Origin of the sequence: Chelatococcus reniformis, assembly GCF_014640075.1 — a bacterium.
Classification (GTDB): domain Bacteria; phylum Pseudomonadota; class Alphaproteobacteria; order Rhizobiales; family Beijerinckiaceae; genus Camelimonas; species Camelimonas reniformis.
Genome location: NZ_BMGG01000007.1, coordinates 148,705 through 160,957 on the forward strand (window position 1 = coordinate 148,705; position 12,253 = coordinate 160,957).

At 67.0% G+C, this 12,253-nt stretch carries 11 protein-coding genes; 7 read left to right on the top strand and 4 right to left on the bottom strand.

What is annotated here, in order from left to right; all coding sequences use genetic code 11:
• The first annotated feature begins 45 nt into the window (after positions 1 to 45).
• The 5 genes from IEW34_RS19475 to IEW34_RS19495 all read left to right on the top strand — a co-directional run bounded on the left by IEW34_RS19475 (position 46) and on the right by IEW34_RS19495 (position 5,619).
• Positions 46 to 1,098 carry a phosphotransferase family protein gene (locus IEW34_RS19475; protein ID WP_188610888.1) on the top strand — a complete coding sequence of 351 codons (1,053 nt, stop codon included), beginning with the start codon at positions 46 to 48 and terminating at the stop codon, positions 1,096 to 1,098.
• Positions 1,099 to 1,192: 94 nt separating this feature from the next.
• Positions 1,193 to 2,098: a crotonase/enoyl-CoA hydratase family protein gene (locus IEW34_RS19480; protein WP_188610889.1), complete on the top strand. Its 906-nt coding sequence runs from the start codon at positions 1,193 to 1,195 to the stop codon at positions 2,096 to 2,098.
• Between the two features lie 150 nt (positions 2,099 to 2,248).
• Positions 2,249 to 2,884 (top strand): TetR/AcrR family transcriptional regulator, encoded by a 636-nt coding sequence (locus IEW34_RS19485; RefSeq protein ID WP_188610890.1) that lies wholly within the window; start codon positions 2,249 to 2,251, stop codon positions 2,882 to 2,884.
• 107 nt (positions 2,885 to 2,991) lie between these two features.
• Positions 2,992 to 4,107 (top strand): Rv3169 family protein, encoded by a 1,116-nt coding sequence (locus tag IEW34_RS19490; RefSeq protein ID WP_188610891.1) that lies wholly within the window; start codon positions 2,992 to 2,994, stop codon positions 4,105 to 4,107.
• Positions 4,108 to 4,410: 303 nt separating this feature from the next.
• On the top strand, positions 4,411 to 5,619 hold the full coding sequence (locus IEW34_RS19495) for an ABC transporter substrate-binding protein (RefSeq protein ID WP_188610892.1): 1,209 nt from the start codon (positions 4,411 to 4,413) through the stop codon (positions 5,617 to 5,619).
• A 141-nt stretch (positions 5,620 to 5,760) separates the two neighbouring features.
• Here IEW34_RS19495 and IEW34_RS19500 read toward each other — a convergent pair whose 3' ends face one another.
• Positions 5,761 to 7,389: a class I adenylate-forming enzyme family protein gene (locus IEW34_RS19500; RefSeq protein ID WP_188610893.1), complete on the bottom strand. Its 1,629-nt coding sequence runs from the start codon at positions 7,387 to 7,389 to the stop codon at positions 5,761 to 5,763.
• A 158-nt stretch (positions 7,390 to 7,547) separates the two neighbouring features.
• Positions 7,548 to 8,336, bottom strand: a complete 789-nt coding sequence (locus tag IEW34_RS19505) for an enoyl-CoA hydratase-related protein (protein WP_188610894.1) — start codon at positions 8,334 to 8,336, stop codon at positions 7,548 to 7,550.
• Positions 8,337 to 8,533: 197 nt separating this feature from the next.
• On the opposite strand from IEW34_RS19505, the gene IEW34_RS19510 reads away from it, so the two are divergent.
• The gene (locus tag IEW34_RS19510) at positions 8,534 to 9,481 is read left to right on the top strand and encodes an NAD(P)H-dependent flavin oxidoreductase (protein WP_188610895.1); all 948 of its coding nucleotides are present in this window, start codon (positions 8,534 to 8,536) and stop codon (positions 9,479 to 9,481) included.
• A 216-nt stretch (positions 9,482 to 9,697) separates the two neighbouring features.
• Here IEW34_RS19510 and IEW34_RS19515 read toward each other — a convergent pair whose 3' ends face one another.
• Together IEW34_RS19515 and IEW34_RS19520 are read right to left on the bottom strand one after the other, a co-directional pair.
• A complete protein-coding gene (locus IEW34_RS19515; RefSeq protein WP_188610896.1) occupies positions 9,698 to 10,159 on the bottom strand; it encodes a CYTH domain-containing protein in 462 nt (153 codons plus the stop codon).
• 214 nt (positions 10,160 to 10,373) lie between these two features.
• Entirely contained in the window at positions 10,374 to 10,760 is a 387-nt protein-coding gene (locus tag IEW34_RS19520; RefSeq protein ID WP_188610897.1) for a nuclear transport factor 2 family protein, read from the bottom strand.
• A 251-nt stretch (positions 10,761 to 11,011) separates the two neighbouring features.
• Here IEW34_RS19520 and IEW34_RS19525 point away from each other — a divergent pair, with 251 nt between their 5' ends.
• The gene (locus IEW34_RS19525) at positions 11,012 to 12,238 is read left to right on the top strand and encodes an LLM class flavin-dependent oxidoreductase (protein WP_244642098.1); all 1,227 of its coding nucleotides are present in this window, start codon (positions 11,012 to 11,014) and stop codon (positions 12,236 to 12,238) included.
• Positions 12,239 to 12,253 lie beyond the last annotated feature (15 nt).

Consider the following 12,253-nt stretch of genomic DNA (forward strand, 5'->3'; position numbering starts at 1 on the left):
GCGTAACACTGTTATTTCGATGGGTGATCAGGAGAATGCAGCCCCGTGACAGCCGACGAACTCGCCCCCCGCCTGCTGACCTGGGCCCGGTCCCACTACGGCGGCGGCGTGCATGTCGACCACGTCCGTTCCCTCGGCGGCCACTCCGGCGTCACCATCGGCTTCGATGTGCTGGAAGCGGGGCAACCGATCGACCGCCTCGTCCTCAAGATGCCCCCGGCCGGCGTCAGCCGCAAAGGCAGCTACGACGTGCTGCGGCAGGTGCCGCTGCTGCGCGTCTTGGAGGAGCATGGCGTGCCCGCGCCGGCGGTTCGCTGGTCGTCCGACGATGAGAGCCTTCTCGGTGGGCCTTATCTGATGATGTCGCGTCTCAGCGGCGCCTCGCCGCCGGATCTGTTTCGGCCCGAGGAGGCTGGTCGGGGTGTCGATCAGCCCGAGCAGCTGTTCCGCGAGGCAATCGAGGCGCTGGTCAAGATCCACGCCATCGACGCCTTGGGCGAACTCGGAGATTGGAGCGCTCCTCGGCTGCCGCCGGCGGAGATCGAGTATTGGGTGGCTGTCCTGCACAAATCGAGCAACGCCGCCTGGATCGCGCAGGGCATGGCGCTGCGCGAGCTGCTCCATCGCGCGGCGCCGGAGGCGTGCTCCATCGGGCTCGTGCATGGTGACTTCTACTCGAACAACTGGTTGTTCGACAGCGGTCATCTGGCCGGCATAGTCGATTGGGAAGGGACCTCGGTGGGCCCGGTGCTCCTCGACCTTGGCTGGGTCTGCATGATGTACGATCCCCACGGCTGGGGACCGGTGCGGCGCGCCAGCATGCATTGGCAGCCGGGGCCCGAGCAGTTCATCGAGGTCTACGCGGGGCTGTCCAGCGCCAACCTCGGCGATCTGCCGTTCTACCGGGCTCTTGCCGCCTACCGACTGGCCTGTCTGACGGCTTACTACGTCGAGCTGCATCGCAGCGGCAAGCGCCCCAACCCGGCGTGGGACGTCTTTGCGGATTCGTTTCCCTTCATGGTCGCACGCGCCTCGGCGCTGCTGATGGACCGCATCGGCCGCGTCGGCGCGGGGCGCACTGCCGTTCCCGTCCGCTGACGCGCCAATTCGAGGCAGATACGCAAGCAGCTCATCGCAGCGGCCGAATGCTGCGGCGCGGTCGCCGCATGCTCGAGGGAGGAGGCCCTCAACTATGAATTATGAAGCGATTGACTATCACGTGGACGGCGCGTCGTGCTTCATTACGCTCAACCGGCCCGACGATCTGAACACGATCGTTCCGCCCATGCTCGACGAGCTGGAGAGCGCGGTCGGCCGGGCCATCCGCGACCGGGCCGTAAAGGTCATCATCCTGCAGGGCGCCGGGCGGTCGTTCTGCGCCGGGTTCAATTTCTCGGGCGGCTTCAGCCAGTGGGACGACAAGATCGCCACGGACGGCCAATGGGATGCCGGGCGCGACCTGATGATGGTGACGTCGCAGGAGCTCGGCTGGGTGCCTCGCTTCATGTCGCTGTGGCGCAGCCCCAAGCCGGTCATTGCGCAGGTCCATGGCTGGTGCGTGGGCGGCGGCAGCGAGATGGCCCTGTGCGCCGACATCGTCATCGCCTCCGAGGATGCGCAGATCGGCACGCCGTACGCGCGCATGTGGGGGTGCCACCACGCCGGCATGTGGGTCTACCGTCTGGGATTGGCGAAGGCCAAGGAACTGGCGCTGACCGGGCGCGCGGTGTCGGGACGGGAGGCCGAGCAGATCGGTCTCATCAACAAGGCGGTGCCGTTCGACCAGCTGGAAGCGGAGGTGCGGTCGCTGGCCGACCAGCTCGCCACCATCCCCTCCTCGCAGCTCGCGTCGATGAAGCTCGTCGTCAACCAGGCCTACGACAACATGGGGCTGGGAACGACGCAGCTGCTCGGCTCGGTGATGGACAGCATGATGCGCAACACGCCCGAGGCGCTGCAATTCATCGACAAGGCCAAGCGGGAAAGCGTGCAGGCCGCGGTGGCGGAGCGCGATCGCCCGTTCGGCGACTACAGCCAGGGCTCCAAGCCCAACCCGGCCCATGTCGTCGTGCCGCCGTCGCGGCGCGCCGCCAGATAGGCTCCTGCCGTCCGCGCCGGAGCCCGGCCGCGCCCGGCTGGCGAAGGCGCGTTTTATGGCCTAACTATCGTCGATCGGCCCGTTGCATCAGGCCGTCGGTCGCTTGCCGGCCCGCGGGCTCCCAACGGGCCAGCATCGACGAGCGAGGTCATGCCCATGGACACTGGGGTTCCGTTTGCAGGCGACGGCGCTTCCCGCCAGTTGCGACGGGAGGCCGTGCTGGCGGCGGCGCGAAAGGTGTTCGAGATGAGAGGCCTCGATGGAGCCTCGATCAGGCTCATCGCCAAGGAGGCCGGCTGCACCACAGGTTCCATCTATCCCTACTTCAAGGGCAAGGAGGAGATCTACGCCGAGGTGCTGTCGCTGTCGCTCGACGACTACAAGGCGCGCCTCGTGGCCGATGTCGACGCCGCAAAGACCCCGGAAGCGCGCTTCGAGGCGGCGCTGTGGTCGCACTTCAGGTTCTACGAGACGCGGCCGAGCGACATGTCGCTCGCCCTGTACCTGTTCAATGGCTTGAAGCCGCAAGGCTTGACGAGGGAGCTCGATGCTCGGCTCAACGAGCAGCTGATCTCGATCTTGACCATCTTCAAGGATTGCCTGCGCTCCATGGTGAATTGCAGCGCGCGGGATGCGGAGATCGAAGTGGGCCTCCATTTCTCGATGCTCTTCGGCCTGCTGACCCTGCTGCACACGAAGCGGACTCGCGTCTTCAAGATCGATCCGCGCGCCCTATTGAAGCTGCACATCCGCCGCTCCGTCGAACGTCTGACGGCCGGCTCTTGACAATGGATATTCAGTTATAACAGTGTTACGGACGGTAAAGAAACGTTCTGCAGGACGACGGCGCTGATCCTGGGCTGCCGCGTCCCCCGCCCGGAATGGAGACGGCTGTGAGGCTGACGGCATACGACGAATTCCCGTTCCACCAGCATCCGACGCCGTTCCACATCCCGGCTACTTCAGACGTTCACTTCAACGACGGCTACTTCTGCGCCGCCTTCGCCGACGATTGGTACGTCGTGGCGGGCGTGCGCCTGCACCCGAACATGAACGTGATCGACGGCTTTGCCGGCATCGCGCGCCGGGGCGAGCAGCGCGTGCTGCGCGCGTCCCGTGTGCTGCGGCCGAACGCGGCCGAGCTGGCCGTGGGACCCTTGCGCATCGACATCAGGGAGCCGATGCGCAAGGTGACGATCTCGCTGGCCGACAACGAGGCGGATTTCGCTTTCGATCTGACCTTCGAGGCCAAGGCGTCGCCGTTCCTCGAGGCGCCCTATCAGTTCCGCAAATACGGCCACCTCATTCACGATCTCGTTCGCTACACACAGATCTGCAGCGCGACGGGCACCGTCCGCCGCGGCGACGAGACCGTCGCGCCCCAGCAGTGGCACGCAATCCGCGATCACTCCTGGGGCGTGCGCGCGGGCATGGGGCCGGTGACCTCCCATGGCGGCATCGAGCGGGAGGAGGAGGAGATCGACCGCCGGCGCTTCCGCGTCTGGGCCCCGTTCTCGCTCGACCGCTACACCGGTTTCTTCAATACGCATGAGGATGAGGACGGCAGGCCGCTCGACTTCGAGGGCTGCCTCGACATGCCGGACGGCAGCCGCCTCAGGCTCACCGGACTGCGCCACAAGCTCGACTATGCGCCGGGGACCAAGAACGTGGTGGGCGGCACATTCGAGCTCTGCGACGAACACGGCCGCTGGCGCGCCTATCGCATCGAGGCGGCCGGCACCCCGGCGGATGTCCAGGGCCTCGGCTATTACGGCGGCTGGCGCGACGGCGGCAGCGCCGGCGTCTATCGCGGCGCCGGGCCCGTCGTCGAGACGGACCGCTACCCATCGGCGGCGCACCTGGGCAAGACGGGGCTGCTGTCGTTGCCCGAGTCGAAGCGGCTGGGCCCCACCGAGTTTCCTTGTGTCATGACCGGCCCGGATGGCGAGACCGGCATGGTGCACTTCGAGCAGCACGTATTTGGTGCCTACAGGCCATACGGCTTCTGACGTACCGGACGCCGCCGGCGCCTACCGTGGGCCTTTCCTGCTCGCACGTGATCGCCCGATCCGGTTGCGAGACGTCGGAGCATTGTGCGAACCACCGGTCGGGCCCGGCGCAATTGATCCCATCGCTCCAAGTCTGGATCGCTCTTCTCCGACCGGGAAACGCCGCGGGCCGCTGGCCGGGCGCGCATGGAGCAACTTGCTGCGTTGCGGCGAGCGTTCGATGGTTTTGCGCGATAAGGCTATGTACATAACATCGTTATTGTTGCACAATCGACCTCTCAAATAATATCACGGGAGGTTCGCATGCGACTGCTTGCCACGATGGCCGCAGCCTGTGTCGTCTGGAGTTCCTGCGTCGTGGCGCAGGGCTCAGACGGCGTCTTCAAGATCGGGGTCATCAACGATCAGAGCGGCGTCTATTCCTATGTGACCGGGCGCGGCAGCGTCGAAGCCACGCGTCTCGCCGTCGAAGACGCGGGTGGCAAGGTCCTGGGCAAGCGCATCGAAGTCCTCGTCGGCGACGACCAGAACAAGCCCGACATTGCCGCGGCGATCGTGCGCAAATGGATGGATGTCGACGGCGTCAACGTCATCCTGGCGGGCGGCGGCAGCGCGACGACCGTGGCCGCCATCACCGTCGCCAAGGAAAAGAACAAGACGATCCTCGTCGCCGGTGCGGGATCATCGGACATCACGGGCAAATTGTGTGCGCCCAACGTGACGCACTGGGTGTTCGATACCTACGGGCTTGCCGCCAGCGTGGGCAAGGCAGTCGTCGCACAGGGCGGCAAGTCCTGGTTCTTCGTGACGGCCGACTATTCCTTCGGTCTGGCGCTCGAGCGAGACACGGCCCGCTTCATCCAAGCGGGCGGCGGCAAGCTGCTGGGCGACGCCAAGCATCCCCTGAACTCGCCGGATTTCGCCTCCTACCTGCTCCAGGCGAAGGCGTCGGGCGCCCAGGTCGTCGGCTTCGCCAACGCCGGCGGCGACATGGTGAACTCGATCAAGCAGGCCCGCGAATTCGGCATCGGGCAGGGCGGACAGCGGCTGGTCGGCCTCCTGCTCTACGTCAATGACATCCAGGCCCTCGGCTTGCCGACCGCTGACGGTATCCTCGGAGTAGCGTCCTTCTACCACGACCTGAACGATGCGACCCGTGCCTGGACCAAGCGCTATATGGAGCGCTTCCCGGGCGGCAACATTCCGAACATGACCCACGCGGGTGCCTATGCGGCGATCAATCATTACCTCAAGGCCGTCACGACGGCAGGGTCCGACGATGCGGCGATCGTCGGCAAGACGATGCGCCAGATGCCGGTCAACGACTTCTACGACAAGGATGTCCGCATCCGCGCGGACGGGCGCGTGCTGCAGAACATGATGCTGTGGCAGGCGAAGTCACCGCAGGAGTCGAAAGGCCCCTACGATCTGCTCACCATTCGCCAGACGCTGCCCGGCGCGGACGTCTACCGGCCCGAGAGCGAGGGTGCCTGTCCGCTGGTCGCGAACTGAGGGGTAGCGCGGCGCGGGGCAGCGATCTGCCCCGCGCCGCCGCGGATCGCGGATGGCAGCGCCGGCTTCGGATCCCGCCCAAGCGGCACCGCTACGGCGGACGGCAGCGCGTGCACGCCGAGAGCGGTGCCGCTCGCCGCCTCAGCTCGCTCGGCCGGGTACATGGGCGCCGCCAAAGCGTTCGCGCAGCACGAACTTCTGCGGCTTGCCGCTCGATGTACGCGGCATGGCGTCGACGAAATGGACGATGGCCGGTTTCTTGAAGCCGGCTAGATGATCCGCGCAGAAGGCGATGAGCTCGACCGCCGTGACCTGTCGGTCGACCAGCGCCTCGACCACGGCGCACACCTGCTCGCCCCATTTCTCATGCGGGACGCCGATGACAGAGACGTCGGCGACGCCGGGGTGCCGCCGCAGGACGTCCTCGATCTCGGAGGGATAGATGTTCATGCCGCCGCTGATGATCATGTCCTTCTTGCGCCCGGTGACGAACAGATAGCCGTCGTCGTCGAGATGGCCGACGTCGCCGGTGCGCAGCCAGTCGCCCCCCAGGACCTCGCGCGTCAACTCGGGTTCGTCCCAATAGCCGGCGCTCATCGACGGGGCGCGGACCCAGATCTCGCCGTCGCTGCCGGAGGGCAGGTCGCCGCCGAGGTCGTCGACGATGCGGATCGCGACGTGCAGCGAGGGGCGTCCGGCCGAGGCCGGCTTGCGCGACGACATATGGGGCGGCATGCACGTCACGCTGCCGCCGCCCTCCGTGAGGCCGTAGACCTGAATGAAGGCGCTTTGCGGAAAGCGTGCCTGCATGGCGTCGACGGTGCTGGCCGACAGCGGCTGGCCGCCGCACATGATCATGCGGAGCGCGCTGGAATCGAAGGGCGCCATGTCGTCGATGCGGAGGATCTCGTAGACCATCGTCGGCACCCACAGGACATGGCTGATGGCGTGGTCGCAGACGTAGCGCACCGCAGCCTCCGCATCGAAGCCGCTGGACTCCTTGATATGGACCGTGCCGCCGGCGTGCAGCACCGGCCAAGTGAAGTCGTGGCGGCCACCGATGTAGTGCAGGTCGATCATCGCATAGGTCGAGCTCTCCGGCCCTATGCGATAGTCGACCACCTGCTGGAGTGAGTTGAACAGCAGTCCGCCGTTGGTCCACACCACGCCCTTCGGCCGGCCGGTCGTGCCCGACGTGAAGATGATCTCGTGAGGATCGTCGAAGCGTGGTTCCCGCGGAACGGGCCCGTCGGAGGCGGTGATCAGGTTTGCGTAGCCGACGTCGCCGACCACGTCGTCGAGATCGACGATGACCTCGAGGTCGGGAAGGGCACCCTGCTGGCGCAGTTCCACCACCGCTGCCGCCGTCTTGGCCTCGACGAAGATGGCGCGGGCGCCCGAGCGCTTCAGGATGGTGCCGATCTCGGGCGGCCTGAGCCGCCAGTTGATCGGCACCATGATGGCGCAGGTGGCGGCGATCCCGGCCTCGATCTCCAGATATTCGAGCCGGTTGGTCGACAGTACGGCGACGCGATCGGCGGGCTCGATGCCGAGCCGGATCAGGCCATTGCCGACGCGCCGCATTTGGCGGCGCATGTCACGGTAGGTCCGCCGGCTCCCCTTGAAGACGACGGCGGGCGCGTTCGGCTCATGGCCGCCGCGCTCGAACAGGTCGGGCAGCGCCAGGCTGCGCCAGCGTGGCGCCTCATCCAGGTCGAGCTTGATCTTGCTCGCCCGTGACGGCTCGGACATCGCCTCGATGGGTGCCACTGCCGCCTCCTTTCCGTCCCGGCGCATCGCGGTGGGCGGGATCACCCGGTTATCGCGAGGCGTTCCAGATCGACGAGCTTGGAGCGGTCCCGCGCGTGGATGAACACATCCCGCGGGGCAACGCTCCGGCGAAGGGCCCCGCGGCCGGGGCGATGGCTTCAGCTTTGGCGGTTTGCCGCGCCCGGGCGCGGCGGCGCCGGGCGGCTGCCGTCGGCGAAGCGCCGCATGCCGGCCATGGCCTCCTCGCTCAGTGCCGGGGAGTGGCAGAGCTCCGCCTCCAGATCGAGCCCCTGCTCGAGCGACAGGCCGATGGTCGCCAGCGCCGCTTGCCGGTCGGCGCGAATGCCGCCCTGCGAGTAGTCGGCGATATGCTGCGCGAGCTGCAACGACCGCTCCAGCGCCGTGCCGGCAGGCACGACCTCCTGGGCGAGACCCATGCGCAAAGCATGCTGCGCGTCGATCTCCATGCCCGTCTCGATCATGTAGAGTGCATTGCCGATGCCGACGACGCGGGGCAGGCGCTGGGTGCCGCCGTCCGCCAGCGACAACCCCCAACGCTTGTTGAGCAGACCGAACTTGGCCCGCTCGTCGACGATCCGGAAATCGCACCACACCGCCAGCTCGACGCCGCCCGCGTAGCAATTGCCGTTGATGGCGGCGATCACCGGCTTGCCGGGGTCGAGCCGGGCGAAGCCCATGGGCCCCGCCGTGTGGGTGTGACGGTGCTCGAAGAGCTCGCGCATGCCCTTGAGGTTGGCACCGGCGCAGAACGTCTTGTCGCCGGCCCCCGTGATCACCAGCACGTTGGACGCCTCGTCCGCGCCGAAGGCGATGATGGCATCGGCCAGCTCCATGGCCAGCTCGTCGTCCACGTTGTTGTGAACCTCTACCCGGTTCAACGTGAACAGCGTGACGTTTCCTCGGCGCTCGATCAGCAGCTTAGGCATTGCGCTGTCCTCTTGTGTTAATAACACCGTTATTTAGCCTCGTGATCTGCGCGCGGTCAAGCAGGCGATCGCTGCTGCCCGCGGGGCGCGGCGAATGCGGGCGCGCCGAGGCCCGTGCCCGGGCGCGAAAGCCTCTGGCCTCGCCTCGCGGAATGTGGGAGGCAGCGGCAAGCGAGACTACAAGGGTGGAAACCGACATGTTCGAAGGCAATCGCGTCGTGGCGCATACGCGCGCCCGCTATCCGATCTTCCAGTCACCGATGACCTGGATCGCCCGGGCACCGCTGGTGTCGGCCGTGTCGGCCGCGGGGGCGTTCGGCCTGCTCGAGAGCACCTCCCGCGACCTCGCCATGACGACGCGCGAGTTCAATGCCATCCGCGCCGCCACCAACCAGCCCTTCGGCGTCAACCTGCCGGTGCGCTACCTCAAGGATGATCCCAAGGAGGAGAAGGCGATCATCGACTGGCTGCTCGCCCAGAACATCCACTTCGTCACCACGTCGGCGGGCGATCCCGGCCGCTACGTGCGCACGCTGAAGGACGCGGGCGTCACCGTCTACCACGCCACCGCCACCCTCTACGGGGCGCAGAAGGCCGTCGACGTCGGCGTCGACGGCCTGATCGTCGAGGGAGCGGAGAGCGCGGGCGTCCGCAATCCCGACGAGGTGCACAGCTTCGCTTTGCTGCAAGCGGTGCGCGAGAAGACGACGGTGCCGCTCGTCGCCGCCGGCGGCATCGTCGACGGCCGCGGCATGGCCGCAGCCTTCGCGCTCGGGGCCGAGGGCGTCACCATGGGCACGCGCTTCGTTGCGTCCACCGAGAGCCCGGTGCACCTCAACTACAAGAACGCCATCGTGGCGGCGCCGATTACCGGCACGCTCATGCTCGACAATCCGCCCCGCGCCCGGGCGCGGGGCCTGCGCACCCCCTACGCGGAGGGCGTGAGCGGGGGCGAACGCGAGCCTCTGCCCCCCATGGCCATCCTCGAAAAGCTCTATGTGGGCGGCGACGTCGACAACACCTCCGGGGCGGCCGGCGAGAGCGCCGGCCTGATCCACGAGATCAAGTCGGTCCGCGACATCGTCGAGGACACCGTGGCCGGCTTCTGGCGCGAGATTGACCGGTTGGCGGCGCTGCGCCGCTGAGGCGGGCGACGGCGCCTAAACCAATTTTGCGACGTGACCTCAGTCGTCATGGCCGGGCTTGACCCGGCCATCCATCGCATCAAACGACTTCACGCGATGAGGTTCGCATCGACGCGTTGTTCTCGTGGCGCGTGATCCCGGAAAATGGACACCGGCTCTCGGGGAAGGTCGTGTCGACCCGGCCACCGTCACCCTCCGATCGACGTGCACCGTTCCTCAAGGCATTCTGCCCCTGAAAAGATTGCTCTTTCGATAGCGCTCATCATGTGTGACCTCGACGCCAAGCCACGGCGGGCGCGGGAATTCGGTCTCGCTTGTCGGCAGCTCCAATTCGGCAATCACTATCCCCGCAAGCTGGCCGCCATACTCATCGACCTCCCAGGCGAAGCCGGCATACGAGACGAAGTAGCGCGTCTTCTCGACAACCCTGCCATGGCAGTGATTGGCGAGGAGTTCATTCGCGTCGGCGAGCGGTATGCCGTATTCGAATTCCGCCCTGCGCAGCCCGTCGCGGGCACCCTTGACGGCAATGGTCGCGTGGTGGTCCGTGATGCGCACGCGTACCTTGCGGCCATTCTCCACAGCAATCAGGCCGTCGCGAATGCCGAGCCTGTCCGCCTGGAGCGCTCGCCACTCATCGTTTGCCAGCAGGAATTTTCGTTCGATCTCGGTCGCCATGCACCAGACTACAATTCACCCCCCGCAACTGTCATCAAGCACCATCCCGCAGCTTACCAAAATGGTCGTTGCCGGAGCCATCGTCGCCGGCCGTGGTGCGCCGGACGCATCGACCATTGCGCGCGAGCCCATGCCGTCGGCAGCAGAGCGGCGGCGGGAGCCGAGGGCGAACGTCAATCTCGCCGGCTCGGAGGCGGCCGCCCGTTTGGACCGGCTACCCGCCGGCGAGCTCCTTTCCCATCAGCGGGATCACCGTGTTCAGGGCCTTCAGCGGTCGCAGCATCACCTTGAAGAGAGTTATGCGGCCGTCGTCGTTCCAGTGGATGAGGTCGACGCCGTTGACGTGGAGGTCGTCGAGCGTCAACTCGAACTCCAGCACGGCGGAGCGCTCGCCCAGCCATTCCCCGACATAGGTGAAGCTGGGGTTGTTGAGCACGACCATTGCCGCGCCGAGGTATTTGGCCACCAGCGCCTTGCCCGCCTGGGGCGTATGGACGGCGGGCGACTGGAAGACCGCGTCGTCCGCCAACAGCGCCTCCAGCTTGTCCGGAGCCGGATCGGCGACGTAGGCATGCCAACGCTCGAGCACTTCGGGCCTCATGGCTCACCTCCCCTTCGCGCCGGTACGGCCTGCCCGGCGGTGATGACCTTTGTCGTCCGCCCGGCAGGCACGCGTCAATGATCGCGATGGCGTTGGCCGGGCGGCGGATGGCCAACGCATGCTGCCGCGGCAGGCCCCGCTTGCGGCCGGACGCCTTGTCCCATTTCGCGGAATGGCCTACCCGGCTTGGAAAGCCTTGCGTGGACCGGTAGCGCGGGCAATGCACGGGGAGGATGGCGATGGCGCGCTCGATGAGGCACGGGATCTTTTTGCCGCCGTTCCACGCGGTGGAGGAGAACCCCGCGGCGGCACTCGACCGCGACTTCGCACTGATGGAGTTCCTCGACAAGCTCGGCTTCGAGGAGGCCTGGATCGGCGAGCATCACTCCGCCGGCTACGAGACGATTGCCTCGCCCGAGCTGTTCATCGCCACCGCGGCGGAGCGCACCAAGCACATCCGCTTCGGCACCGGGGTGATCTCGCTGCCCTACCACAACCCGCTGATGGTCGCGAACCGCATCATCCAGCTCGACCACCAGACCCGCGGCCGCATCATGTTCGGTGCCGGGCCCGGCCTGCTCGCCTCCGACGCGATCATGCTCGACATCGATCCGCGCGTGCAGCGCGACCGCATGGAGCAGAGCCTCGACGTGATCCTGCGCCTGTTCAAGGGCGAGGTGATCACCGAGAAGACCGATTGGTATTCGCTCAAGGAGGCGCGGGCCCATCTGCTGCCCTTCACCGAGCCCTACCCCGAAGTGGTGGTGGCGAGCGCGGTGACGCCGTCGGGCGGCCGGCTCGCGGGCCGCTACGATCTGGGCATGCTGTGCGTGGCGGCGGCCGAAGGGCCGGGCTTCAAGGTGCTCAGGAGCAACTGGGAGGCGGCCTGCGAGATCGCCGCCGAGCACGGCCGCACCATGGATCCGCAGCGCCTGCGCCTGGTGGCCCCCATCCACATCGCCGAAACGCGCGAGCAGGCGCGCAAGGACGTGCGCTGGGGGCTGCAGAAATATGTCGACTACGTGAACAACAACATGCCGCGCCTGCACGTGCCGCCGGGCAAGGACGTGGTGGACTGGTGGATCGAGACCAACATGGGCGTCGCCGGCACGCCCGACGATGCCATCGCGCTGATCGAGAAGCTTAAGGCGCAGCAGGGCGATTTCGGCGTGATGCTCACCATGGTGTCCAACATCGTCGACTTCGAGCCGCTGAAGAAATCCTTCGAGCTCTACCGGCGTTACGTCGTCCCGCACTTCAACCGCAGCAACCAGGCCCGCCGCGATTCCTACGCCTGGGTCACCCGCAACACCCAGACCTTCTCGGAGCTGCGCAGCGAGGCCGCCAAGCTGATGGTGGAGAAGCACGAGCGCGAGCGCAGCGTCGCCCGTGCCGCCAAGGGGACGGCGAGCAAGGGGGACGGCGAGGCGCCGGCGCCGCGCGCGAGCGACGGCAAGGGCGGCCATCTGATCTCCTGAGCCGGGGGCGCCGGC